The organism is Delftia lacustris, assembly GCF_040267515.1.
In the GTDB taxonomy this organism is placed as follows: domain Bacteria; phylum Pseudomonadota; class Gammaproteobacteria; order Burkholderiales; family Burkholderiaceae_C; genus Comamonas; species Comamonas tsuruhatensis.
The window spans coordinates 1,873,539-1,899,226 of sequence record NZ_CP141274.1 but is presented as its reverse complement, the minus strand read 5'-3'; the positions used below and the strand labels follow the sequence as shown (position 1 = coordinate 1,899,226).

The window sequence follows — 25,688 nt, the reverse complement described above, 5'->3', positions numbered from 1 at the left end:
TTGCGGTGGGAGGTTCAGGCAGCCAAAAGCGCATTGGTGTAGTAGTCCGAGGGCTTGTGGCCGGGCTTGATCTGGCCGGTCTGCTCCAGGGAGCGGATGGCGGCGCTCCAGTCGGCATCGCTTTGGCGGCCGAAAGGCTGCTGGCTGGCGCTGGGACTTTCGAGGAAGGGGCGGTAGGCCAGGATCTGGCCGCGCAGCACGTCGGGGTCCAGGCGCGCGTGGGGCCGCTGCGCCAGGATGGCGGCCACGGCCTCGTCCACATGGTCGCCGCGGCCTTCGTGGATGTATTGCCATGCGCGCACCTGGACCTGCACGAACTTCGCAATCGCCTCGCGCTTGGCCGCCAGCGTGGCCGGCGCCACGGCCAGCCCGTAGCTGGGAAAGCTGATGCCGCTGTCGCCCAGCAGCACAGCGGAGGCCTTGCGGGCCTTGCTCACCATGGGCTGGCCGAAGGGTGCCTGCGACAGGAACCCGTCGCTGTTGCCCGAGGCATAGGTCGAGATCATGGCGCTGGGCGCCACCATGACCAGGTTGACGCTGCCACGGTCCATGCCGTTGGCCTTGAGAAAGGGCCCGATGAAGGGCGCCCAGGGGCTGGTAGTGAAACAGACCAGCTTCTTGCCGGCCAGGTCCTTGGGCGCCCTGACCTTCAGCGCCTCATCGACCAGCACGGCCAGGTCGCCCGTGCGCGCAAAGCCTGCCACCGAGATCACATCGGCACGCACGCTGCAGCGCGGCGGCACGACGATGGTGGTGTCGTAGGACTCGATGACCAGCGGGCCCGGCAAGGGCACCCGGCCCACGCTGGCGCGCGCCAGCACGCGGGTGACAACGGGCGGCTCGCCGGCCTCGAAGCTCACGGCGCGCGTTCCCTCCTGCGCCTGCAACGCTGCGCCATCGACACGGCAGGCACCGAAATCCAGCCGGTGCCGGCTGCGCCCGCGCGCCGAGACGCGCAGGTTGACCAGCTCCAGCGGCTCGTCGCTGCTGTAGCCGAAGGTCTGGTGGTACAGGGCGTGGAAGTCGCGCGCAAGCTGGCCAATGGCTTCCGCATCCAGCCCCGGCGAGGCCAGCGGCACGGTCAGCTCGGAGCTTTGCCCCAGGTAGCGCAGATCGGCCGAGAGCACGATGCCTGCGTCTTCGCGGCCATAGCCTTCGGAGGCCAGCACGGCGTATCCCCGCTCGCCCAGTTCGCGAGCAACGCCATCGAGCGCCTGCGGCGCGCAGTCCGCCAGCGGCCTGAGCACGGCCTTCACGAAGTTGTGCTCGGCGTCGGCCGACAGCATGCCGGCCGAGCAGAAGACGCCAGCCATGATGGGCGCGATGACGCGGCGTATGCCCAGCAGGCGCGCCACCGAGACGGCATGCAGCGGCCCGCCGCCGCCGAAGGCGATCATGGACATGCCGCGGGGATCACGGCCCCGCTCCACCGTCACCGCGCGTATGGCGCGCGCCATGTTCACGTTGGCCACCTGGCGCATGCCGTGCGCGGCATCCAGCAAGGGCAGGCCCAGCGGCCCGCAGACATGGCGTTCGATGGCGGCACGGGACAGCGCTGGCTGCACCGGCAGGCTGCCACCGGCCAGCGCGTGCGGATTCAGGTAGCCCAGCGCCATGTTGGCGTCGGTGACCGTCGGGCGCTCGTTGCCCTGGCCATAGCAGGCAGGCCCGGGCGCAGCGCCTGCAGATTCCGGCCCCACGCACAGCAGGCCGCCACCGTCGATCCAGGCAATGGAGCCGCCGCCGGCCCCGACCTCGGCGATATCGATGGCCGGCACCTTGAGCACATAGCCGCCGCCCTTGACGAAGCGGCTCGGTGCGCTGATGCCGTCGCGGAACTCGTACTCGTTGGTCAGCGAGGGCTGGCCGCCCGTGATGATCGAGGCCTTGGCCGTGGTCCCGCCCATGTCGAAGACGATGAGCTCCCGCTCGCCGCCCAGCAGGCCGATCTCCACCGCGCCGGCCACGCCGCCAGCCGGCCCGGAGGCCACGGCAAACACCGGCTTGTCCGTGGCCGAGGCAATGCCCATCATTCCGCCGTTGGAGGCCATGACCTGCAGCGAGGCCGTCACGCCCATGCGCCGCAGGTCCTCGCGCAGACGGGCCAGATAGCTGCGCATGGCGGGCAGGATGTAGGCGTTGACCACGGTGGTGCTGGTGCGCTCGTACTCCTTGATCTCGGGCAGCACCTCGCACGACACGCTGAGCAGCAGATCGGGGAAATGCGCCTGCAGCAGTGCCTTGGCCGCCAGTTCGTGCGCCGGGTTGATGTAGCTGTTGAGAAAGCAGACCGCCACGGCGTCTGCCCCCTCCTGCACCAGCGCACTCGCCTCGGCCAGAAGCTGCGCCTCGTCCAGCGGCGTGACCACGCAGCCCCGCGCGTCGATGCGCTCACGGATGCCGCGCCGCCAGCGGCGCGGCGACAGCGGCTCGGGCTTGGACCAGCCCAGGTCGAACATGGTCGGCGTGCGGATGCGCCCGATCTCCAGCACGTCCCGGAATCCTTCGGTGGTCAGCACGGCCGTGTTGGCACCCACCTTCTGCAAGATGGTGTTCGACGCCGTGGTCGTGCCATGGACGATCTCCGTGATATCGGCCGGCGAGATGCCCGCCTGGTCGATCAGCACGCCCAGGCCCTGGACGATGGCGCGGCCCAGGTCGTCGCGCGTGGTCGATGTCTTGTTCACGAACAGGCGGCCATCGGGCATGGCCAGCACGATGTCCGTGAACGTTCCGCCGATGTCGCAACCGACCCGGACGCCCCTGTCTGCCTGCATTGCCACATTCATGTGCATCTCCCCTCCATGCGCCTTGCGGCGGGTTGGACATCGCTGTCCGGACAAGGCCGCAAAGCTGGTCTGCAACGCCGCCTAAAAAGCACTCAACTAACTAACTAGCTAGTACTATTTAGATGAAATGTAGGAGATGAAATCCGCACCTGTCAACGCATCGAGCCCCCCGTGATTTCCCTGGATATGCGGGCGATTTTTTGTAAACTGCACGCCAGGCCCACGTCCGACCACACACCACCACGCCATGACAGAAACCCCGTCGGCCCCAGCGAAGAAACGGCCCCGCAATGCCCAGGCCAGCCGCGAGCGCATCCTCAAGTTCGCCAGCAAGGAGTTCGCCGCGCGCGGCTACGACGGCGCGCGCATCGATGCCATCGTGGCGCGCTGCAAGGTCAGCAAGAACCTGATCTATCACTACTTCGACGGCAAGGAGGCCCTGTTCATCGAAGTCATGGAGCAGGCCTACGGCGCCATGCGCGAGCGGCAGAACGAATTGGCGCTGACTGGCGAGGACCCCGTGGCCGACATGCGCGAGCTGGTCATGAAGACCACCCAGCACTTCATCGACCAGCCTGATTTCCTGCAACTGCTGTCCACCGAGAACCTGCACAAGGCATCGCACATCCGCAAGTCCAAGCAGATTCCCGCCATGTTCAATCCGCTGCGCACTGCCCTGGCCGAGGTCCTGCAAAAGGGCAAGGACCAGGGCGTGTTCCGGCAGGATGCCGACTGGGTGGACCTGTACGTGTCGATCTCGGGCCTGGGCTCGTACTTCATCACCAACCGCTACACCCTATCCTATGTGCTGGACGTGGACCTGGGCGCGCCCGATCGCGTGAAGGGCCGCCTCGCCCATGTGGCCGACATGGTAATCAGCTATCTGTGCGACACACGGAGCGACAAGACGCGCAGTTGAAAAAAAGGGCCCGGATGCCTTGGCATCCGGGCCCTTTCTGTGGGCTGCTCCGCGCCATGGCGGAGCAGCAACGGGTCAGCGGCTGATCAGTGGCGGATCAGGTGGTCGAAGGCCGACAGCGCCGCCGTGGAGCCGGCACCGGCAGCGATGATGATCTGCTTGTACGGCACGTTGGTGCAGTCGCCTGCGGCGAACACGCCAGGCACGCTGGTGTGGCCCTTGGCATCGATCACGATCTCGCCGAAGCGGGTCAGCTCCACCGTGCCCTTGAGCCAGTCGGTGTTGGGCAGCAGGCCGATCTGCACGAAGATGCCTTCCAGCGCCACGGTCTTGACCTCTTCCGTCGTGCGGTCCTTGTAGGTCAGGCCGGTGACCTTCTTGCCGTCGCCGTTGACCTCGGTGGTCTGGGCGTTGAGGATGACGGTCACATTGGGCAGGCTCTTCAGCTTCTTTTGCAGCACGGCATCGGCCTTGAGCTCGCTGGCGAACTCCAGCAGCGTCACGCTGCGCACGATGCCGGCCAGGTCGATGGCCGCTTCCACGCCCGAGTTGCCGCCGCCGATGACGGCCACATTCTTGCCCTTGAACAGCGGTCCGTCGCAGTGCGGGCAGTAGGTCACGCCCTTGGTGCGGTACTTGTCCTCGCCGGGCACGTTCATGTTGCGCCAGCGCGCGCCGGTCGAGAGGATGACGGTCTTGGCCTTGAGGCTGGCGCCCGAGGCGGTCTGCACCTCGATCAGCCCGCCTTCCGTGGCAGCCGGAATCAGTTTGGACGCCGTCTGCAGGTTCATGATGTCCACCTCGTAGTCGCGCACATGGCGCTCCATGGCGGCGGCCAGCTGAGGGCCTTCGGTCTTGGAGACCGAGATGAAGTTCTCGATGTCCACGGTGTCCAGCACCTGGCCGCCGAAGCGCTCGGCGGCAATGCCGGTGCGGATGCCCTTGCGTGCCGCATAGATGGCAGCGGCCGCGCCGGCGGGGCCGCCACCGACGATCAGCACGTCGAAGGCGTCCTTGGCGGAAATCCTGGCCGCTTCACGCGAAGCGGCGCCGGTGTCGACCTTGGCGACGATCTCGGCCAGCTCCATGCGGCCCTGGCCGAAGCGCTCGCCATTGACGAAGACCGTGGGCACGCCCATGACTTCGCGCTGCTCGACTTCCTTCTGGAACAGCCCGCCGTCGATGGCGGTGTGGCTGATCTTGGGATTGAGCACGGACATCAGGTTCAGCGCCTGCACCACGTCGGGACAGTTGTGGCAGGACAGCGAGTAATAGGTCTCGAAGTGCAGCGGCACGTCGATATTGCGCACCTGCTCCAGCAGTTCGGCCGATTCCTTGGACGGATGGCCGCCGACCTGCAGCAGGGCCAGCACCAGCGAGGTGAATTCATGGCCCAGGGGGACACCTGCGAAACGCACGCCGCTGTCCACGCCGGGGTTGGTGATCAGGAAGGAGGGCTTGCGCACCTGGGCATCGTTGTGCTCGACAACGGTGATCTTGTCGCTCAGCTCGCGGATTTCCAGCAGCAGTTCCTTCAGCTCGCGCGCACCCTGGCTGTCATCCAGCGAAGCCACCAGCTCCACCGGACGCTGCAGGCGCTCCAGGTAGGCCTGCAATTGGGCTTTCAGGTTGTTGTCAAGCATGTCGGACTCCTAGGGAAATACGAATTTTCGGAAAAAAAAGCCCGGGCGCCAGGCACCCGGGCGTCTTCAACAGTTCAACTGTGAACAGGAAGCGGTGTACCGCTTAGATCTTGCCGACCAGGTCGAGCGAGGGAGCCAGGGTCTTGTCGCCTTCTTCCCACTTGGCGGGGCAGACTTCACCGGGGTGGTTGCGGACGTACTGGGCAGCCTTGACCTTGCGCAGCAGATCGACGGCGTTGCGGCCAATGCCTTCGGCGGTGATTTCCACGGCCTGGATCACGCCATCGGGATCGACGATGAAGGTGCCGCGGTCAGCCAGGCCCTGGCCGGGACGCAGGACTTCGAAGTTGTTGCTGATTTCCCAGGTGGGGTCGCCCAGCATCGTGTACTTGATCTTGCGGATGGTGTCAGACGTGTCGTGCCATGCCTTGTGCACGAAGTGGGTGTCGGTGGACACGGAGAACACTTCCACGCCCAGCTTTTGCAGTTCGTCGTAATGGTCGGCCACGTCGCCCAGTTCGGTGGGGCACACGAAGGTGAAGTCAGCGGGGTAGAAGAAGAACACGGCCCACTTGCCCAGGACGTCCTTTTCGGTCACTTCGATGAACTTGCCATTCTTGAAGGCCTGCGTCTTGAAGGGCTTGATTTGGGTGTTGATCACGGACATTGCTGTTTCCTTTGTGGTTGGTGAGTGAACACAGGACGAAGTCTAGGCCCAGGCAATCGATTGATCCAATGAATTGATTGAATTCATCCGATTGCCAAAAACTATGTGAACATCCTTGGTCTCCAGGCCTGCGGGCTTGACCAGCCCGCCACCGGCCTGAAGAGGCTATTTTGGGCCGAAATATGACAAGGCAATGCAGCAACCCCGCAGCCGCGTCGGCAGCCGGCCCGCAAACGAGAACGCGCCTCATAAGCAGCCAATGCGCGATAACAGGGGTTTGCTTGATCTGACGCAGAAACCCTAGACAATCCACCCCTATAGCGGCCGGCGATCGGCGCGGTCCCCCACGTACAACAAAGGAGTTCCCCATGCAAGGCGACGCACAAGTCATCACCTGGCTGCAAGCCCAGCTCAAGAACGAGCTGACGGCCATCAACCAGTACTTCCTGCACTACCGCATGTACAAGCACTGGGGCTTCGACAAGCTGGCCAAGAAGGAATACAAGGAGTCCATCGGCGAGATGAAGCACGCCGACTGGCTCATGGACCGCATCTTCGTGCTCGACGGCCTGCCCAACCTGCAAGACCTGGGCAAGCTGCAAGTCGGCGAGGACGTGCCCGAAGCCCTGGCTTGCGACCTGAGCAGCGAGAAAACCGCGCAGCAGACCATCAAGGACGGCATCGCCCACTGCGAAAGCGTGCGCGACTACGTCTCGCGCGACCTGCTGCAAAAGATCCTGGACGATACCGAGGAGCACATCGACTACCTCGAAACCCAGCTGGACCTGATCGACAAGGTCGGCATCCAGAACTATCTGCAGTCGCAGATGGACGAAGAGTCCTGAGCACCGGACTCAGGGGCGGCGGCACAGGCCGCGCCCCGCACGCGAAACGACGGGCCTGTGTGCCCGTTTTTTCATCTCCTGGCCCAGCTATCGGTCACTCGTCGGCGTATCGCAGCGGAAACAGAAGCAGAAAGGTCGTGCCGGTCTGCGCGGCCGACTGCACCTCGATCGTGGCGTCCAGCAATTCCGCCAGCCGCTTGACGATGGACAGGCCTATCCCCTCGCCTGCGCCGCTGCGGTAGCGGGCCGCCGCGACGCCGGGCCGTGGCTCGCCCCCGGCGCGGACCTCTGCGGAGGCCGCCGACGTCAGATGGCCCGAAGGGTCCAGGTCCGTGGCGTGCTTGAGGGCAGCAACCAGGGGCGCCGCCGGCTCCATGCCGGGACCCGTATCCCCGATGGAGAGCATCCAGCGGCGCTGGTCCTCCCCATCACCAAGGGCCCACTTCACCGTGACGCCGCCCTCCTGGGTGTACTTGAGCGCGTTGAGCACCAGGTTCTGCGCGATGCGGCGCAGTTTCAAGGCATCCCCCTCCACCGGCATCGTCCCCGGCCCCTGCAGGTGCAGGTACAGGCCGCGATCGTTGGCCAGGGCCTGCAGTCCCTCGCACAGATGGGTGATCACCTGGGCTGCGTCAAAGGAGGTCAGCTGGCGATGCTCGCGCCCGGCATGCAGCTTGGCCAGCTCCGTCACGTCATCCAGCAGATGTCGCAGCGACTGGACGTTGCGGTCCAGCATGCGCAGGAGTTTCTCGCGGGACTGCGCCGGCGCATGCTGCATGCCCAGGCCATGCGTCACATTGGCCACCACGCCGACGTTGCTGCGCAGGTCATGCGCAACCTGCTCCCACAGTTGCGAGCGCTGCAGGTCCAGCGCGCTCAGGTCATGCAGCGCCGCTTCCAGGTCCCGGACATGGCCCTCGGCCTCCTGCTGCTGCAGGCGGAAATACTGGGTGCTGCTGTCCTGAACGTCGCGGGTATAGGTGGCGGCCCAGGCCTTGCGCGCAACGGGCATGGCGACGTGCGCATCAGGGCGCCCCTGGGCATAGTCCTCCAGCTGCGCCACCATGACTTCGTTGAGCAGCCCCAGCTCGCGCACGACTTCATGCAGGTCATAGCCCTGCTGCCAGCGGTGCAGGCCGTGGGCGGCGGCCTGCTCGCCATCGCCCGGCGGCTCGGCGGTGTCTGCCGGTGCACCGCCCAGTGTCCGCAGTTGCTGCTCGAACGCGGCCAGCACGGCCGGGATGTGATCGTTCAGCTGGGTTCGGGGAAGCGCCTCACCAGCGGTCAGCGCCGGGTCCCGCCTGACGGCCTTGCGCCATGTCTGCAAGAGTCCTTCGCGCTGCGCCTCTAGGGCGTCTGCCAGTATGCAGAGTTCATTTCCTTGGCTTGTCATGGATCGGCATCCGGGCGGTCTGTGGATAGGGAAAAAATGCGCTGCGCCGATGATGGTAAGGCCAAAAACCCGGCCGATCAGGCACGGGCTGGCGTGCCTACAGGCCGGTGGGAAAGTGCACGCCCGCGCGCTGGGCCGCCTGCACGATGTGGGTGGCCATGGCCTGCTGGGCCAGCTCGGGATGGCCGCGGGACAGGGCATCGATGATGGCCGCATGCTCCTCGGTGGTCGCATGCCGTGCGCCCCGCTTGTAGAACGGCAGGCGCTGGCTTTCCTGCATGACCTCGCCGCTGCCGCGCAGCACGTCGGCGATGGCATGGTTGCCCGAGATGGTGGCGATCTGCAGGTGGAACTCGAAATCCAGTCGCGTGGCCTGCACGAAATCGGCCCGCTCTATGCTCTGCTGCATGGCCTGCAGATTGGCCTGCAGGGCCTGCACATCCTCAGGCTGCACCACCAGGGCCGCCAGGCGCGCCACAAAGCCCTCCAGCGCGTAGCGCAGCTGATAGACATCGGTGAGCGCATGCGAGTCGGCAAAGCGCCATGCGTCTGCGGCCGCAGCCTCGGGCGCCTCGGTCACGTACATGCCCTTGCCAGGCCGGGCCACGACCAGGCCCAGCCCCTGCAGCGTGGACAGCGCCTCGCGCAGCGAGGTGCGGCTGATGCCCAACTGCTCCGACAGGTCGCGCTGCGAAGGCAGAAGCGAGCCCACCGGATACACGCCGCCCTCGATCCACTCGCGGATCACGCGGGCGGCATTGCCGGCAACGGCGGTGCTGGCAGGGTTGCCGGCGGGTGTGCTGATGGCGGTGCTGGGTTCCATGCGTTGGCGGATCTCTGGCCCGGGGGCGGTGCGCCGATCTTAGCGACTGCGCGCCTCGCCCGCCGGTTCACGCGCCCTGTCCGGCGCTACTTGTTGACCAGTTTGGCGGGCACGGTATAGGTCAGGAAGGCCCCGAACAGCAGCACGCCGGCCAGCACGAACATGGCCGCATTGGTGCTCTGCGTCGCATCCTTGATGAGGCCGATCATGTAGGGGCTGATGAAGCCGGCCAGGTTGGCGAAGGAGTTGATCAGCGCAATGCCGGCCGCAGCGCCTGCGCTGGACAGGATGGCCGTGGGCAGGCTCCAGAACAGTGGCGAGGTTGCCAGGCTGCCGCCCGCGGCCAGCGCCAGGGCGGCCAGCGACAGGTAGACGTTGCCGCTGAAGATGGCCGACAGCATCAGGCCCGCCGCGCCCACGCAGAACGGAACGATCAGGTGCCAGCGGCGCTCGCGCATGCGGTCCGAGCTGCGGCTGACCAGGTTCATGGACACCACGGCCACCGAAAACGGCACGGCCGTCAGCAGGCCGATCTGGAAGGCACCCTCCACGCCCGACTGGCGGATCAGGCTGGGCAGCCAGAACGTGAGCCCGTACTGGCCCATGACGGTGCAAAAGCAGATCAGGGCCATCTTGATGATGCGCGGGTCGGAAAACAGTGCGCGCAGCGTGACGTGGCTGTCGCTCTTGCTGGCGTTCTCGCGGGCGATGTTGCGCTCCAGCAGGGTCTTTTCCGCCTCGGTCAGCCAGCGCGCTGCGCGGATGCTGTTGTCCAGGTACCAGAGCACGGCCAGGCCCAGGATCAGCGAGGGAATGGCCTCGATCAGGAACAGCCATTGCCAGCCGCGCAGCCCCGCCACGCCCTGCATCAGGTCCATGATGCCGCCCGACAGCGGTCCGCCCAGGATGCCCGAGACCGGGATCGCGCACATGAACAGCGCCACCATGCGGGCGCGCCGGTACGAGGGAAACCAGTAGGTCATGTACAGGATCATGCCGGGGTAGAAACCGGCCTCGGCCGCGCCCAGCAGGAAGCGCAGCACGTAGAACTGCGTGGGCGTGGTCACGAACATCATGGCCGCCGAGATCAGGCTCCACATGATCATGATCCGCGAGATGGTGGCCTTGGCTCCTATGCGGTGCATCAGCATGTTGCTGGGCACCTCGAAGAAGAAATAGCCGATGAAGAACAGCCCCGCGCCCAGGCCGTACATGGCCTCGCTGAACTGCAGGTCGGCCAGCATGTGCAGCTTGGCAAAGCCCACGTTCACCCGGTCCAGATAGGCCGCCACGTAGCAGGCCATGATGAAGGGCAGCAGGCGCCAGGCCACCTTGCGGTAGACGGCTGCCTCGGCCGGCGTTTCGCTGGACAGCGCCGGGGCCGCGCCGGCGGCCTCGGCGGATGCGGGAAGTGATGACATCAGGAAGTCCTTGGTTGAAGGGTTGCGATCAACTGGTATGACCGGTCTGAAAATACGGAGCGAATGTTGCCCTCCCCGCCGGCCAATGCACACTCGCATTTACCCGAACCACCGCAAATGACGCGCAGGACATAGGCTGGCATCACTCAGGTTTGACAAAATCCCCAGGCAACAGCAAACTGGTAATACCAGTATGAAAACAAGAGGCAATACTTCGTGAGTACCTTGTCAGAAACCCGCCCCGCCCGCCTTCGCCTGCGCGTCCAACCGCTGACCGCCGAAGCCTTTGCCGAGTTTGGCGAGGTCATCGACAGTGCAGGCCACACGCCGCTGCTGATCAATGACGGCATGACCGAGCGCTACCATGCCCTGGCCCGCGTGGACACGGGCGGCAGCGAGGGCCATGCGCTGATCAACCTGTTCCACGCCCGCCCCTATGCGCTGCCCCTGCAGCTGACGAGCATGGAGCGCCATCCCCTGGGCAGCCAGGCCTTCATGCCGCTGGACGCCCAGCCCTTCATCGTGGTGGTTGCGCCCCTGGGAGAGCAGGTGGCGCCCGGCGACCTGCGCGCCTTCATCACCAACGGACGCCAGGGCGTGAACTACCGCCGCGGCGTCTGGCACCACTCGCTGATTGCCCTGAACGCGCCCGCGCGCTTCATCGTAGTGGACCGGGGAGGCCCTGGCGACAACTGCGACGTGGTGCCCATCGGCGATGCCGAAGGCGTTGTGCTGGAGCTGGACAGCGCGCAGGACTGAATGGCCCTGCCCCAATGAACAAAGCCGCCCGAGGGCGGCTTTGTTCATTGGGCGACGGCGGCTCAGGCAGGCACCAGGAAGTCGCGGCTGATGCCCTGACCCAGGTCGTGCACGCGATCCAGGAACTGCGTGAGATAGGCGTGCAGGCCCGTGGCCAGGATTTCGTCGATGCGCGCATAGCGCAGGTCAGCCAGCAGGCGGCCCGCCTTGCGCTGGGTCTCGCGCGACTGGTCGTTGGCCACGCTTTCCAGGTTGGCCACCACTTCCAGCATGCTGGCCAGCAGCGAGCGCGGCATGTCGCTGCGCAGCATCAGCAGCTCGGCCACGCGCTCGGGCGTGATCACGTCGCGGTAGACCTTGCGGTAGACCTCGAAGGCCGAGACGCTGCGCAGCAGCGCGCTCCAGTGGTAGAAGTCGAAGGGCGTGGCCCCTTTGCCCGACGCTCCGTTGCGCGCGCTGCCATGGTAGTCGCGCTCGATGGCGTGGAATTTCACGTCCAGCAGGCGCGCCGTGTTGTCGGCGCGCTCGATGAAGGTGCCCAGGCGCAGGAAGTGGAAGGCCTCGTCCTGCAGCATGGTGCCCAGTGTCACGCCGCGCGACAGGTGCGAGCGGTGCTTGACCCATTCGAAGAACTGGCCCGGATCGCGCTCCCAGTCCCCCTCGGCCAGCAGGCGCTTGAGTTCCAGCCAAGTCTGGTTCTGGGTCTCCCAGGCCTCGGTGGTCAGCGCGCCGCGCACGGCACGCGCATTCTCCCGCGCAGCGCGCAGGCAGGAGGCGATGGACGAGGAGTTGCTCTCGTCGCGCACCATGAAGTGCAGCACGGCCTCTCGCTGCACCTCGCCGTGGCGGGAGGCATAGGCGGGGATCAGCTCGCTGATGGACAGCACGCCCTGCCAGGCCTTGCGCGCCGCCTGAGGCGCCTGGGGCAGCATGGAAGTGTCATAGGAGACGTTGAGCATGCGGGCAGTGTTCTCCGCACGCTCCGTGTAGCGGGACATCCAGTACAGATGATCGGCAGTACGGCTGAGCATTCAATGTCCTCCCTCGTTTGACTCACCGGCCCCGAGCACCCAGGTGTCCTTGGTGCCGCCGCCCTGTGATGAATTGACCACCAGCGAGCCTTCCTTGAGCGCCACGCGCGTGAGGCCGCCGGCCACCATGCGTACCTGATTGCCGCTGAGCACGAAGGGACGCAGGTCGATATGCCTTGGAGCGATGCCCTGCTCCACCAGGGTGGGGCAGGTGGACAGCGCCAGCGTGGGCTGCGCGATGTAGCCGCCGGGATTGGCGATGAGCGCGCGGCGGAAATCCTCTATCTCGCCGCGCGAGGCGGCAGGCCCGATCAGCATGCCGTAGCCACCGGCGCCATGGACTTCCTTGACCACCAGCTCATCCAGGTGGTCGAGCACGTAGCGCAGGTCGTCGGGCTTGCGGCACAGCCAGGTCGGCACGTTCTGCAGAATGGGTTCCTCGCCCAGGTAGAAGCGGATCATCTCCGGCACATAGGGATAGACCGATTTGTCGTCGGCCACCCCCGTGCCCGCCGCATTGCAGATGCTGACGTTGCCCGCGCGGTAGGCGCGCATGAGGCCGGGGCAGCCCAGCGTGGAGGTGGGACGGAAGACTTCGGGGTCCAGAAAATCATCGTCCACGCGCCGGTAGATCACGTCCACGCGCTGCAGGCCGCGCGTGGTGCGCATGTAGACCACGTCCTTGTCCACCACCAGGTCCTGGCCCTCGACCAGCTCCACGCCCATCTGCTGGGCCAGGAAGGCGTGCTCGAAGTAGGCGCTGTTGTACATGCCGGGCGTGAGCACCACCACCGTGGGCTCGGGCGTGCCGGCCGGAGCGCTGGCGCGCAGCGTCTCCAGCAGCATGTCGGGATAGTGGGCCACGGGCTCCACGGGATGACGGGAGAACAGGTCGGGGAACAGCCGCATCATCATGCGGCGGTTCTCCAGCATGTAAGACACGCCCGAAGGCACGCGCAGGTTGTCCTCCAGCACGTAGTACACGCCCTCGCCCTGGGCATTGGCGGCACGCACGATGTCGATGCCGGCGATGTGGGCGTAGATGCCGCCCTGCACGGCAAGGCCCCGCATCTCGGGGCGGTACTGGCTGTTGTTCAGCACCAGCTCGCGCGGCAGCAGGCCCGCGCGCAGGATTTCCTGGTCGTGGTAGACGTCGTGCAGAAAGCGGTTGAGCGCCGTCACGCGCTGCACCAGGCCTGCCTGCATGCGCTCCCATTCATGGGACGGGATGACGCGCGGAATCAGGTCGAAGGGAATGAGGCGCTCGGTGCCGGCGCCACTTTCATCCTTGTCGCCGTAGACGGCGAACGTGATGCCTACGCGCCGGAAGATGATCTCGGCCTCGGCGCTGCGCGCTCGCAGCGTCTGTTCGGACTGGCGCGCAAGCCATTGCGCATAGTCCTTGTAGTGCAGGCGCACATCGCTGCCGTCGAACGGCGTCATCGTGTACATCTCGTCAAATGGATGCATTCGTCACCTCCTGTCGCTGCATGTGTACGAGGTAAAGCAAGCTGCGGGCCAGCCCTCGTATCGCACCAGTGTAGCGATAGGTAACCTCAATCCGGACAAGCGGTATCCAGCATATGCCGGCTGCGCGGCCATCGGCACCCGTCCTATCCGCCCTGCCTCTGCGTGATGTGCCTGACGTGCGTGACATGCATGTCCCAGTAACGGCGCGCCCGCTCCCGCTCGCAGACCAGTTGTGCGGGATCGGCAGAGCGCCAATGCGCTGCGCCGCAGCGGGCCGACTGCACCACGCTGGAGCCGTTGGCCTCATAGCGCCGCACCACCTCGGGGACCGGGTGTCCATAACGGCTGCGGTATCCCGCCTGCACCATGGCCCAGCGCGGTGCCAGGGCCTGCACCAGAGCGGTGCTCGATGAGGTGCGGCTGCCGTGGTGCGGCACCAGCAGCCACTGCACGGGCGTGAGGGCGCCGGCCTGCGCCAGCGCCCTTTCCTGTGCAGCCTCGATATCGCCGGCCAGCAAGGCCTGCACCCCGGATGCCGAACGCAGCAGCAGCACGCAGCTGCCCGCATTGGCGTGGGCCAGGGCCTGCGCGGCCGGCAGCGGTTCGCCCGCGGGTGGATGCAGCACCTGCATCTGCACGCCATCCCACTCCCACTGCTGGCCGGCCTCGCAGCGGCGCACGGCGCCCAGGCCGGCCAGAGCGGGGTCCAGGATCACGGAGTCCGATCCCCAGACCTCGGCCTGCGGCTGCGCGGCATGCACGGCCAAGGCACCGCCCGTATGGTCGCCGTCGCGGTGGCTGAGCCACAGCGCATCCAGGCGCAGCCCCAGGGCCTGCAGCAGCGGCACCAGCACCCGTTCGCCGGCATTGCTATCCATGCCGTACTGCGGACCCGTGTCATACAGCAGGGCGTGCCGGGCCGTGCGCAGCAGCACGGCATTGCCCTGGCCTATGTCCACGGCCATCAAATCGAACTCGCCATGCGCCGGTGCAGCCGGCGGCCACCACAGGGCCGGCAGGCACATGGCCAGGCCCCAGCAACGCCATCCGGCCGGCACCGGAGCCACCAGCGCCAGGCCTGCACCCAGCGCAGCCAGCCCCGCCCACAGCGGCGGCTGCGGCAGCTGCAACACGGCCCAGCCCCACCGGTCCAGCCACTGCAGCAGTTCCAGTAGCGGCGCCAACGCCAGCGCCGCGCCCGTCCAGAGCGGGGGCCACAAGGCCCCCAGCAAGGCCAGTGGCGTGACCACGAAAGTCACCCAGGGAATCGCGGCCAGATTGGCCAGCAGCCCCGACAGCGACAGCTGGCCAAACAGCATCAGCCCCAGCGGCGCCAGCGCCAGAGTGATGCGCCACTGCTCACCCCACAACGCCAGGGCACGGGCGGGCAGCGACGGCCGCACCGCGCCCTGCATGCGTGCATCGGTCGCCAGCAGCACGCCCACGGCGACAAAACTCAGCCAGAAGCCCGCCTGCCACAGGGCCCAGGGATCGAGCACGACAACCACGGCCAGCGCCAGGCACCACACGGCGGGCCAGGGCCAGCGCAGCCCTGTGACGCGCAACGCGGCCACCGTTGCCAGCATGCACACCGTGCGCTGCGCCGGCAGACCCCAGCCGCTGAACAGGGCATAGCCGCCCGCCAGCAGCACGCCAGCCTGCAGGGCCGCCTGCGGCGCCGGGCACCACAGGCAGGCCCGGGCACTGCAACGCCACAGTCGCCCCACGACCAGCGCAGCCAGCCATGCGAACAGGGTGATATGCAGTCCGGAAATACTCATCAAATGGGCCACGCCGGTATGGCGGAACAGCGTCCAATCGTCACGCGCAATGGCCTGCTGATCGCCCATGGCCAGGGCGGCCACCACGCCCAGCATGCGCGGCGACTGCGCGGGGTCCATGCCTACGCGCTGCATGGCTTGCGCGAGTGCGGCTGCCCGGTTCACGATGGCCTCGCGCATCTGCTGGCGCCAGCGCTGCAGGGCGTAGGCGCCGGTGTCGGCCAGCAGGCTCGCCGCTGGCTGTTCGCGCACATAGCCCGTGGCCTGCACGCCCTGCTCCCACTGCCACAGCTCATAGTCGAAACCGTGGGGATTGCGCGCGCCATGCGGGCGCTTGAGCCGCACGGTCAGGTCCCAGCGCTGGCCCGGGCGCAGGACGGGCAGCGACGCTGCGGCGCCCTTGGACGCCCGGCCCCGGGCTGCGTACCAGGACAGCTCGATCAACCCGGGAAACGGCGCCAGGGCCTCTTCGCTGCCCGCGATCTGCGCCTGCTCCACGGCCATGCGCCAGCGCACGCCCTGGGCCATGTTCTGGGGCAGCGATGCCACGACGCCGACGATGCGCAGGTCACGCCCTTCCAGCTGCGGCGACAGCGCGTGGCCCGCAAAGTCCTGGGCACGCCAGCCTGTCAACCCGCCTACCAGCAAGGCGGCGCAGACAGCGGCCCACAGGCCTTGCACAACACGGCAGCGCCGGCCTGCCCATGCCCGCCACGCCCTCCATGCCAGGCCTGCCAGCCCCATGCACGCCAAGAGCAGATACATCCACAGCGGCCACAGGCGCGGCTGCGTGACCTGCCAGGCCGCACCGGCCACGCAGCCGAGCAGCAGGGGCGTCCAGGAAGACGGCGAGAGAGTTTGGGCAGCTGCCGCAGGGTGCATCCACACATGCTAGGAGCGGATGCCGCGCAGCCACCATGCACCGCCTCGGATTCAGACAACAATCAGACTGACGGAAGCCCAGCCCCTGACATGCCAGGGTGCACGGGGGCTGTGTCACACTGTCCGCCACCCCGGCACTGGCGCCGGATTTTTCTTGTCTCGAAGGAATCAACGATGAGCGTTTACGAACAACTGAAGGCCCTGAACATCGAACTGCCGTCGCCTGCCATCCCGGCGGCGGCCTACGTGCCCTATGTGCAGACGGGCAATCTGGTGTTCCTGAGCGGACATATCGCACGCAAGGACGGCAAGGTCTGGGCAGGCCAGCTGGGCCGTGATCTGCAGACTGCCGACGGCCAGCAGGCCGCGCGCGCCATCGCCATCGACCTGATGGGCACGCTCCAGCACGCCGCCGGCGGCGACCTGGGCCGCGTGCGCCGCATCGTCAAGCTGATGTGCCTGGTCAACTCCACGGGCGACTACACCGAGCAGCACCTGGTGGCCAACGGCTGCAGCGAGCTGCTGGGCCAGGTCTTCGGCGATGCCGGCACGCATGCGCGCAGCGCCTTCGGCGTGGCCCAGATCCCGCTGGGCTCCTGCGTGGAAATCGAGCTGATCGCCGAACTGGCCTGATCGGCATGCCGCCGCACGGCGCCGCCGTGCTCGCAGGCGGCTAGAAACTCTCCCATTGGCCATCCTCGGCTGCCGGTGCGGCGGGCCGGGGCGCCGAGGCCAGCTTGGGCGCCGCCTCCCTTGCTGCAGCAGGCCGCGCGGCAACCGGCCCGACAGCCGCAGGCGCCACGGCTGCTGCCGGCCGCCTTGGCGCTGCGGCCGCGCTGTGCGCAGTGCGCACCGCCGGCGCAGCCTGCCTTGCGAGCGTCGTCGGCGAGGGCGCCAGGTGCGCCACCTTGAACACCGCCACAGTCCGCGACAGCTGCTCGGCCTGCTCACGCAGGCTTTGCGCCGCGGCCGCGCTTTGCTCGACCAGGGCCGCGTTCTGCTGCGTCATCTGGTCCAGCTGTCCCACGGCCTGATTGACCTGGGCCACGCCCGCGCTTTGCTCCGAAGAGGCCGCCGTGATCTCGCCGATGGTGTCGGCCACGCGCTGCACGGACTGCACGATGCCCTCCATGGTGGTGCCGGCATCGCCCACCAGGCGGGCGCCGTCCTCCACCCGCTCCACCGAAGCGCCGATGAGCTGGCGTATCTCCTTGGCAGCCGCCGCGCTGCGCTGGGCCAGCGTGCGCACCTCGCTGGCCACCACGGCAAAGCCCCGGCCCTGCTCGCCGGCGCGGGCCGCCTCCACGGCGGCGTTCAGCGCCAGGATATTGGTCTGGAAGGCAATGGAGTCGATGACGCCGACGATGTCGGCAATCTGCCGGCTGCTGTCGTTGATGCCTTTCATGGTCTCGACCACCCGGGCCACGACCTCACCGCCGCGCTGGGCCACCTGTGACGCGCCCGCCGCCAGGCTGCTGGCCTGCTGCGCACTGCTGGCGCTTTGCTGCAGCGTACTGGTGAACTGCTCCATGGCGGCAGCGGTCTCCTGCAGGTTGCTGGAGGTCTGCTCGGTGCGCACGGACAGGTCGTGGTTGCCGGTGGCAATCTCGGCACTGGCGATGGCAATGCTGTCCGTGCTCTGGCGCACCTGCTGCACCATGCCCGACAGCGATTCGCTCATGGCCTGCAGCGAGCGCAGCAGGTCGCCGAATTCGTCAGCGCGCTGTGTCTGTCCCTGCGCGGCTGCGCTCAGGTCGCCTGCGGCAATGCGTTCGGCCAGTTCCCTGGCCTGGGCCAGGGGACGGCGGATGCTGGCAATCAGGAAATGGGCGCCGATGACGATGCACAGCAGCAGCACGCCCACGGCCGCAGCGGCAAAACCCACGGTGAGCCTGCGCGAGGCTGCCGTCTCTTCCTGGCTGCTGCGCACCACCTGCTCCTGCATCTGCACGAAGTCGCGCAGCGACTGCAGATAGGCATCCACGGCAGGGTTGTAGGATTGCTTGACCAGGGCCAACGCCTGCTCCTGCCGGCCGTCGGCCTTGAGCTGGCGTGCCTGGGCACGCAGTTCGATCATGGTCTTGCGGGCTGCCGCAATCCTGGCCATCTGCGCCTTGTCTGCGTCGGACAGGGGCATGGCTTCCAGTGATTTCTGCACTTCGGTGATCCGCGCCGAGGTGGCGCTGATCACGTCCTTGAACTCGGCCTCGACGGCAGCATCACTGCTGACCACCAGGGCCTGGGTGCGGGCCGCATTGGTTTCGGTCAGCCCCATCCAGCGCACGGCGGCCTGGACCCGCGCCTGCATCTCCTGGGTGACGGCCTCGGACCGGGCCTGGACCTGGGCCGAGCGATAACCCGACAAGCCGACCACGCCCACCAGCGCCACCACGATGGCGGCCACGGCAAGCCACAGCTTGTGTGCCATGCGAAGTCGCAGCATATCCAGTCTCCCTCATGTTGGAAGACTCCATGTTGAGGCCTGCAGCAGGGCCCGGAGGCCGGAAAAACCCAGAGAAAACCCCTGATCCGCCCCTTTCGCGGAAGGCATTGCAGGGGCAGATGCGCTCTTTACTCCACGCGCGTCACGCTTTGCGGCTTGAAGCCCAGGTCGGCCGACTTGCCCTTGCGGCCGCGCGTGCCACGGGCATTGTTGAGACTGCGGATCTCCAGCGTCTCGCTGCGCTCCTTGCCGCCGCGGCCCAGGCCATCGATGCGGATGCTGCGCGTGTAGGCGGCAGCGCCCGCCAGGGTGTCCTTGTCCTCCAGGTCGAGCAGCATCAGCCCGCGACCGCCCTTGGCCATGTGCTTGAGGCTGGCGATCTCGAAGGTGAGGATGCGGCCGCCCGTGGAGGCGCAGATCACATGCGTGGCCGGCAGCAGCAGGCCCGCGCCCTGCTCGCCTTCCTGCGGCTCGGCGCGTGCGCCCATGGGCACGCCGTAGGCCGTGGACGGGGCGCACAGCGTCTCGCCGTCGGCCAGCGTCACGAAGGCCTTGCCCGCCTTTTGGCGCGAGACCATGTCGCCCACCATGGCCACGAAGCCGTAGCCGCCCGACCCCGACAGCAGCAGCGCCGTTCCTTCGGCTCCCGCGAAGTAGTACAGGATCTGGGTGCCGGCCTCCAGCTCGATGAGCGTGGTCACGGGCTGGCCATCGCCGCGCCCGCCGGGCAGCTGCGACACCGGCACCGAATAGACCCGGCCATTGCTGCCGAAGGCCAGCAGCTGGTCCACCGTGCGGCACTCGAAGGTGCCGTGCAGGCTGTCGCCGGCCTTGAAGCTGAGCGTGCCCGCATCGACGCCATGGCCCTGGCGCGTGCGCACCCAGCCCTTGTCCGAGATGATGACCGTCACGGGCTCATCGACCACCTTGACTTCGGCGACCACCTTCTTTTCTTCCTGGATCAGCGTGCGGCGCGCATCGGCGAACTGCTTGGCGTCGGCCTCGATCTCCTTGCAGATCAGGCGGCGCATGACGCTCTCGCTGCCCAGGATGTCTTCGAGCTTGCCCTGCTCGACGCGCAGTTCCTTGAGTTCCTGCTCGATCTTGATGGCCTCCAGCCGCGCCAGCTGGCGCAGGCGGATTTCCAGAATGTCGTCGGCCTGGCGCTCGGACAGCGCAAAGGCATCGATCAGCGCCTGCCTGGGCTCGTCGCTGGCCCGGATGATGGCGATGACCTTGTCGATGTTCAGCAGCACGGCCTGACGGCCTTCGAGGATGTGGATGCGGTCCAGCACCTTGGCCAGCCGGTGCTGGCTGCGCCGCGTGACCGTGGTCTGGCGGAAGGCGATCCATTCCTCGAGCATCAGGCGCAGGCTTTTCTGCACCGGCCGGCCATCCAGGCCGATCATGGTCAGGTTGATGGAGCTGGACGACTCCAGGCTGGTGTGCGCCAGCAGCGCCGTGACCAGCTCCTGCTGCGGCACCTTGCCGGTCTTGGGCTCGAAGACCAGGCGCACGGGCGCATCCTTGCTGGACTCGTCGCGCACGCCATCGAGCACCGCCAGCATGCTGGCCTTGAGCTGGGTCTGTTCCTGGCTCAGCGCCTTCTTGCCGCTCTTGACCTTGGGATTGGTGATGTCCTCGATCTCTTCGAGCACCTTCTGCGCAGAGACGCCGGGCGGCAGCTCGGTCACCACCATCTGCCACTGGCCGCGCGCCAGCTCCTCGATCTTCCAGCGCGCGCGCAGCTTGAGGCTGCCGCGCCCCGTGCGGTAGGCATCCTGGATGTCGGAGGCGCTGCTGATGATCTGCCCGCCACCCGGATAGTCGGGGCCGGGGATGATCTGGAACAGTTCCTCGTCGCTGAGCTGCGGCCGCTTGATCAGGGCCACGCAGGCGTCGGCCACCTCGCGCAGGTTGTGGCTGGGGATTTCCGTGGCCAGGCCCACGGCAATGCCGCTGGCGCCGTTGAGCAGGGCGAACGGCAGGCGCGCGGGCAGCTGCTGCGGCTCCTGCGTGCTGCCGTCGTAGTTGGGCACGAAGTCCACCGTGCCCATGTCGATCTCGTCGAGCAGCAGGCCCGTGATCTTGGACAGGCGCGCCTCGGTGTAGCGCATGGCCGCTGCGCCGTCGCCGTCGCGGCTGCCGAAATTGCCCTGGCCATCGACCAGCGGATAGCGCTGGTTGAAGTCCTGGGCCATGCGCACCAGCGCGTCGTAGGCCGACTGGTCGCCGTGCGGGTGAAAGCGCCCCAGCACATCGCCGACCACGCGCGCGCTTTTGACGGGCTTGGCCGCCGTGTTGTGGTTGGGGCCGCTGTAGCTCAGGCCCATGCGGTCCATGGCGTACAGAATGCGCCGCTGCACGGGCTTGAGGCCGTCGGTGACATCGGGCAGTGCCCGGCCCTTGACGACAGACAGTGCGTATTCAAGGTAGGCGCGCTGTGCGTACTGGCCCAGGTCCAGGGCATCGCCGGCCGCCTGTTGGGCCAGATCCAGAGTGTTTTGATCGCTCATGAAGAAATTCGTGATCTCAATAAATGCAGTGAAGGCCGCTCATCGCGGCGAGGGCAGCCCTGTGGACAAGGTCATCCGTATCCGGGGCGCTGTGCCAGGCTGTGCCGCCACCGCAGGCGCTGCCTGGCCCGCACGCTGGCGCCCGCCCTGCAGCTGCTCGTAGATACCGAGCACGGCCTTCACGTAATTGCGGGTTTCCTGATAGGGAGGAATGGCCTGCCCCGCACGCCGCACGGCACCCTCGCCCGCGTTGTAGGCGGCCAGCACCAGGTCCAGCCGCCCGGGGAACAGCCCCATCAGATGGTTGAGGTAGCGCGCGCCGGCCGGCACGTTGATGGCCGGGTCGGCCAGTTGCTGCTGCACGCTGCGCTGGCGGCTGGCCTCCACGCCGAAGCGCTGGGCCGTGGCCGGCATCAGCTGCATCAGGCCGACTGCGCCCTTGGGCGAGATGGCCTGCGCGTCAAAGCCCGACTCGACGGCAATCACGGCTTTGAGCAGGTCGTAGTCCACCCCCGTGTGGTCCGCCGCCTTGCGCAGGTGGCCGCGCACGCTCTTGTAGCGCGGCGAGATGTCGAAGAAGCTTTGCATCCGCGTGCTCGCCTGCAGCCTGCGCCCGGCATCGCTGCCGCCGTCATCGTCGGCAGCGGCCTCGGCTTCCACCAGCGGGGGCTTGAGTCCCTGCTCGGTGCTGTCATACAGCGAGCCGCGGAAGTAGAGCTTGTAGCGCTCGTCCAGCGCCTGCGCGGCGAAGTGCGTGATGCCGCGCTCGTCCACGAAGGCCCAGAGATCGGCATGCGCGGGCTGCGCCACCCCCCACAGCGCCAGGGCCGCGCCCAGCGCTGCAAGCGCGCGCGCGGCAGCGGCGCGCGCAGGGTGCGGGCGGTGCGGAAGGTGCTGTGGGGCAGCCGGGCGCAGGGGCATGGGGATCAGATATCCACTTCGATGGCGTCGCCGTGCAACTCCATCAGCTCGCGGCGCGCCGCAGCCTCGCCCTTGCCCATCAGCTTGGTGACGACCTGCTCGGCCGCCGCAAAGTCCAGATTCATGAACTGCACGGGCAGCAGGCGGCGCGTGTCGGGGTTGAGCGTGGTTTCCCACAGCTGCTCGGCATTCATCTCGCCCAGGCCCTTGAAGCGGCTGATCTGGCATTTCTCGCGCGGCACGCCATCCTTGGCGGACTTGTCGAGGATGGCGGTCAGCTCGCCCTCGTCCAGCGCGTACATCTTGGCTGCTGGCTTCTTGCCCCGCGCAGGCACATCGACGCGGAACAGCGGCGGCAGCGCCACATGGATGTGGCCGGCCTCGATGAGCTTGGGGAAGTGGCGGAAGAACAGCGTGAGCAGCAGCACCTGGATGTGCGAGCCGTCCACGTCGGCATCCGAAAGAATGCAGATCTTGCCGTAGCGCAGGCCGGACAGGTCGGGCGTGTCATGGGGGCCATGCGGGTCCACGCCGATGGCCACCGAGATGTCGTGGATCTCGTTGTTGGCGAACAGGCGGTCACGGTCGACTTCCCAGGTGTTGAGCACCTTGCCGCGCAGGGGCAGCACGGCCTGGGTTTCCTTGTCGCGTCCCATCTTGGCGCTGCCGCCGGCCGAGTCGCCCTCGACCAGGAAGACCTCGTTCAGGCTCAAGTCGCGGCTTTCGCAATCGGTGAGCTTGCCGGGCAGCACGGCCACGCCCGAGCCCTTGCGCTTTTCGACCTTCTGGCCCGCCTTCTGGCGGGTCTGGGCAGCCTTGATGGCGATCTCGGCCAGCTTGCGGCCCCATTCCACATGCTCGTTGAGCCACAGCTCCAGCGCAGGGCGAACGTAGCCGCTGACCAGGCGCACGGCATCGCGCGAGTTCAGGCGCTCCTTGATCTGGCCCTGGAACTGCGGGTCCAGCACCTTGGCATTGAGCACGTAGCTGGCGCGCGCGAAGACGTCGTCAGGCATGAGCTTGACGCCCTTGGGCAGCAGCGAATGCATCTCGATGAAGGCCTTGACCGCCTGGAACAGGCCGTCGCGCAGGCCGCTGTCGTGCGTGCCGCCGGCCGTGGTGGGGATCAGGTTGACATAACTTTCGCGCAGCGGCGCGCCATCCTCGGTGAAGGCCACACACCAGGCGGCGCCCTCGCCTTCGGCAAAGCTGTCGTGGTTGCGGTCGGCAAAGCCCTCGCCTTCGAACAGGGGGATGACGGCCTCGCCATGCAGGCTTTGCTGCAGATAGTCGCGCAGGCCGCCCTTGAACTGCCAGGTCTGGGTGTCGCGCGTCTTCTCGTTGACCAGGGTCACCGACACGCCGGGCATGAGCACGGCCTTGCTGCGCAGCAGATGCATCAGCTCGCCCATGGGCAGCTGGGAGGATTCGAAGTAGCGGGCATCGGGCCACACGCGCACGGTCGTGCCCTGCTTGCGCTCGCCCGCGGCCAGCGGCCGCGACTGCAGGGGTTCGACCACGTCGCCGCCCGAGAAGGCGATGGTGGCCACCTTGCCCTCGCGGTGGATGCAGGCCTCAAGGCGCGTGGCCAGCGCATTCGTGACCGAGACGCCCACGCCATGCAGGCCGCCCGAGAAGCTGTAGGCGCCGCCCTTGCCCTTGTCGAACTTGCCGCCCGCATGCAGGCGGGTGAAGACCAGCTCCACCACGGGCGCCTTTTCCTCGGGGTGCATGCCGAAGGGGATGCCCCGGCCGTCGTCCTCGACGCTGTAGGAGCCGTCGGAATGCAGGGTGAAGCGGATTTTCTTGCCGAAGCCGGCCAGCGCCTCGTCGGCCGCGTTGTCGATCACCTCCTGCAGCACATGCAGGGGGTTGTCGGTGCGCGTGTACATGCCGGGACGCTGCTTGACGGGCTCCAGGCCCTTGAGCACGCGTATCGAGCCTTCGGAGTATTCGCTGGCGGAAATGGGAGATGGTTTGACTGCCATGGGGGCGGATTGTAGTGCGCGGCCCGGCTCAGTGCTGGATACATTCACAGTCATTGACATTGACTATCCCGAAAAGGCCAGTGCCGCCAAGGGCTACGAAGTGCCGCGCTGGCGCATGGGCGATCCATGCGTCGCAGCGCAAAACCCGGAGTTTCGCTAAAGTTTGCCGCATGCACAAAAACAACCAACCCATGTCCATGGTGCAGATACTGCTGTGCGGGGGCGCAGTCGTGACGCTGTCCATGGGAATCCGGCACGGCTTCGGCCTGTGGCTGCAGCCTATCACCCAGGAGATGGGCTGGACGCGCGAGTCCTTCGCGCTGGCCATTGCCATCCAGAACCTGTCCTGGGGCGTGCTCGGCATCTTCGGCGGCATGCTGGCCGACCGCTTCGGCGCCTTCCGCGTGCTCCTGGTGGGCGCGCTGCTGTATGCGCTGGGCCTGGCCGGCATGGCCATGGCGCCCACGACAACCTGGTTCGCCCTGACGGCCGGCGTGGTGATAGGCGCAGCCCAGGCCGGCACCACCTATGCCGTGATCTACGGCGTGCTGGGCCGCCAGATTCCCGTGGCGCGGCGCAGCTGGGCCATGGGCGTGACGGCGGCGGCGGGCTCCTTCGGCCAGTTCTTCATGGTGCCCGTGGAAGGCAGCCTGATCTCGAACTTCGGCTGGTCCAACGCCCTGCTGCTGCTGTCGCTGTGCGCCCTGATGATCATTCCGCTGGCCTTCGGCCTGCGCGAGCCGGGCTTCACGGCCGGCAATACCCGGCCCGTGCGCGACCAGAGCGCAGCCCAGGCCGTGGCCGAGGCCCTGCGCACACCCAGCTTCGTGCTGCTGACGGCAGGCTACTTCGTCTGCGGCTTCCAGGTGATGTTCATCGGCGTGCACATGCCCAGCTACCTCAAGGACTACGGCCTGGCACCGCAGGTGGCCAGCATCTCGCTGGCGCTGGTGGGGCTGTTCAACATCGTCGGCACCTATGTGGCCGGCAACCTGGGCCAGCGCCTGCCCAAGCGCTACCTGCTGTCCACCATCTACTTCACGCGCTCGGTGGTGATCGTGCTCTTCCTGCTCGCGCCGCTGACGCCCTGGTCGGTCTACATCTTCTCGGCCGCCATGGGACTGCTGTGGCTGTCCACCGTGCCGCTGACCAATGCCACCGTGGCCCAGATCTTCGGCGTGCAGCATCTGTCCATGTTGAGCGGCATGGTGTTCTTCAGCCACCAGGTCGGCAGCTTCCTGGGCGTCTGGCTGGGCGGCTATCTGTATGACCACACCGGCAGCTACCAGGTGGTCTGGTACCTGGCCATCGGCCTGGGCGTGGCCGCCGGCCTGCTGAACCTGCCGATACGCGAAGCCCCGGTGGCAAGGCCGCGTGCGGCGCAGGCGGCGGCCTGA

18 protein-coding genes are annotated in these 25,688 nt (G+C 67.2%); 5 read left to right on the top strand and 13 right to left on the bottom strand.

Features of this window, described 5'->3' with window-relative positions; genetic code table 11:
• Positions 1 to 14: 14 nt before the first annotated feature.
• Positions 15 to 2,789 carry a hydantoinase/oxoprolinase family protein gene (locus U6958_RS10025; protein WP_208607034.1) on the bottom strand — a complete coding sequence of 925 codons (2,775 nt, stop codon included), beginning with the start codon at positions 2,787 to 2,789 and terminating at the stop codon, positions 15 to 17.
• A gap of 247 nt (positions 2,790 to 3,036) precedes the next feature.
• Between U6958_RS10025 and U6958_RS10020 the strand changes: the two genes are divergently transcribed.
• The gene (locus tag U6958_RS10020; protein WP_074920986.1) at positions 3,037 to 3,708 is read left to right on the top strand and encodes a TetR/AcrR family transcriptional regulator; all 672 of its coding nucleotides are present in this window, start codon (positions 3,037 to 3,039) and stop codon (positions 3,706 to 3,708) included.
• A gap of 86 nt (positions 3,709 to 3,794) precedes the next feature.
• On the opposite strand, the gene ahpF is transcribed toward U6958_RS10020, so the two are convergent.
• On the bottom strand, positions 3,795 to 5,351 hold the full coding sequence (ahpF, locus tag U6958_RS10015) for an alkyl hydroperoxide reductase subunit F (RefSeq protein WP_016447609.1): 1,557 nt from the start codon (positions 5,349 to 5,351) through the stop codon (positions 3,795 to 3,797).
• 103 nt (positions 5,352 to 5,454) lie between these two features.
• On the bottom strand, positions 5,455 to 6,018 hold the full coding sequence (gene ahpC, locus U6958_RS10010) for an alkyl hydroperoxide reductase subunit C (RefSeq protein ID WP_012206871.1): 564 nt from the start codon (positions 6,016 to 6,018) through the stop codon (positions 5,455 to 5,457).
• Between the two features lie 368 nt (positions 6,019 to 6,386).
• On the opposite strand from ahpC, the gene bfr reads away from it, so the two are divergent.
• Positions 6,387 to 6,863 carry a bacterioferritin gene (bfr, locus tag U6958_RS10005; RefSeq protein WP_016447611.1) on the top strand — a complete coding sequence of 159 codons (477 nt, stop codon included), beginning with the start codon at positions 6,387 to 6,389 and terminating at the stop codon, positions 6,861 to 6,863.
• A 94-nt stretch (positions 6,864 to 6,957) separates the two neighbouring features.
• On the opposite strand, the gene U6958_RS10000 is transcribed toward bfr, so the two are convergent.
• From U6958_RS10000 to U6958_RS09990, 3 genes are all read right to left on the bottom strand, one after another.
• Positions 6,958 to 8,256, bottom strand: a complete 1,299-nt coding sequence (locus U6958_RS10000) for a sensor histidine kinase (protein WP_016447612.1) — start codon at positions 8,254 to 8,256, stop codon at positions 6,958 to 6,960.
• Positions 8,257 to 8,353: 97 nt separating this feature from the next.
• Positions 8,354 to 9,079, bottom strand: coding sequence for a FadR/GntR family transcriptional regulator (locus U6958_RS09995; RefSeq protein WP_016447613.1), 726 nt, complete (start codon positions 9,077 to 9,079; stop codon positions 8,354 to 8,356).
• A gap of 86 nt (positions 9,080 to 9,165) precedes the next feature.
• Positions 9,166 to 10,500 carry an MFS transporter gene (locus U6958_RS09990; RefSeq protein WP_074920987.1) on the bottom strand — a complete coding sequence of 445 codons (1,335 nt, stop codon included), beginning with the start codon at positions 10,498 to 10,500 and terminating at the stop codon, positions 9,166 to 9,168.
• A gap of 216 nt (positions 10,501 to 10,716) precedes the next feature.
• Here U6958_RS09990 and U6958_RS09985 point away from each other — a divergent pair, with 216 nt between their 5' ends.
• A complete protein-coding gene (locus tag U6958_RS09985; RefSeq protein WP_016451261.1) occupies positions 10,717 to 11,259 on the top strand; it encodes an ureidoglycolate lyase in 543 nt (180 codons plus the stop codon).
• A 62-nt stretch (positions 11,260 to 11,321) separates the two neighbouring features.
• Here the strand turns inward: U6958_RS09985 and U6958_RS09980 are convergent, their stop codons facing one another.
• The 3 genes from U6958_RS09980 to U6958_RS09970 form a co-directional block, all read right to left on the bottom strand.
• Positions 11,322 to 12,290 (bottom strand): alpha-E domain-containing protein, encoded by a 969-nt coding sequence (locus U6958_RS09980; protein ID WP_016447616.1) that lies wholly within the window; start codon positions 12,288 to 12,290, stop codon positions 11,322 to 11,324.
• A complete protein-coding gene (locus U6958_RS09975) occupies positions 12,291 to 13,760 on the bottom strand; it encodes a circularly permuted type 2 ATP-grasp protein (protein WP_016447617.1) in 1,470 nt (489 codons plus the stop codon).
• 143 nt (positions 13,761 to 13,903) lie between these two features.
• Complete coding sequence (locus U6958_RS09970; RefSeq protein WP_074920988.1) at positions 13,904 to 16,423, bottom strand: DNA internalization-related competence protein ComEC/Rec2; 2,520 nt, start codon at positions 16,421 to 16,423, stop codon at positions 13,904 to 13,906.
• Between the two features lie 174 nt (positions 16,424 to 16,597).
• On the opposite strand from U6958_RS09970, the gene U6958_RS09965 reads away from it, so the two are divergent.
• The gene (locus U6958_RS09965; protein WP_012206880.1) at positions 16,598 to 17,056 is read left to right on the top strand and encodes a RidA family protein; all 459 of its coding nucleotides are present in this window, start codon (positions 16,598 to 16,600) and stop codon (positions 17,054 to 17,056) included.
• Positions 17,057 to 17,096: 40 nt separating this feature from the next.
• Here U6958_RS09965 and U6958_RS09960 read toward each other — a convergent pair whose 3' ends face one another.
• From U6958_RS09960 to U6958_RS09945, 4 genes are all read right to left on the bottom strand, one after another.
• On the bottom strand, positions 17,097 to 18,866 hold the full coding sequence (locus U6958_RS09960; RefSeq protein WP_074920989.1) for a methyl-accepting chemotaxis protein: 1,770 nt from the start codon (positions 18,864 to 18,866) through the stop codon (positions 17,097 to 17,099).
• A 128-nt stretch (positions 18,867 to 18,994) separates the two neighbouring features.
• Positions 18,995 to 21,382: a DNA topoisomerase IV subunit A gene (parC, locus tag U6958_RS09955; protein WP_074920990.1), complete on the bottom strand. Its 2,388-nt coding sequence runs from the start codon at positions 21,380 to 21,382 to the stop codon at positions 18,995 to 18,997.
• Positions 21,383 to 21,421: 39 nt separating this feature from the next.
• Entirely contained in the window at positions 21,422 to 22,303 is an 882-nt protein-coding gene (locus U6958_RS09950; protein WP_074920991.1) for a lytic transglycosylase domain-containing protein, read from the bottom strand.
• 5 nt (positions 22,304 to 22,308) lie between these two features.
• Positions 22,309 to 24,291, bottom strand: coding sequence for a DNA topoisomerase IV subunit B (locus U6958_RS09945; RefSeq protein WP_074920992.1), 1,983 nt, complete (start codon positions 24,289 to 24,291; stop codon positions 22,309 to 22,311).
• 170 nt (positions 24,292 to 24,461) lie between these two features.
• Here U6958_RS09945 and U6958_RS09940 point away from each other — a divergent pair, with 170 nt between their 5' ends.
• The gene (locus U6958_RS09940; protein ID WP_034364186.1) at positions 24,462 to 25,688 is read left to right on the top strand and encodes an MFS transporter; all 1,227 of its coding nucleotides are present in this window, start codon (positions 24,462 to 24,464) and stop codon (positions 25,686 to 25,688) included.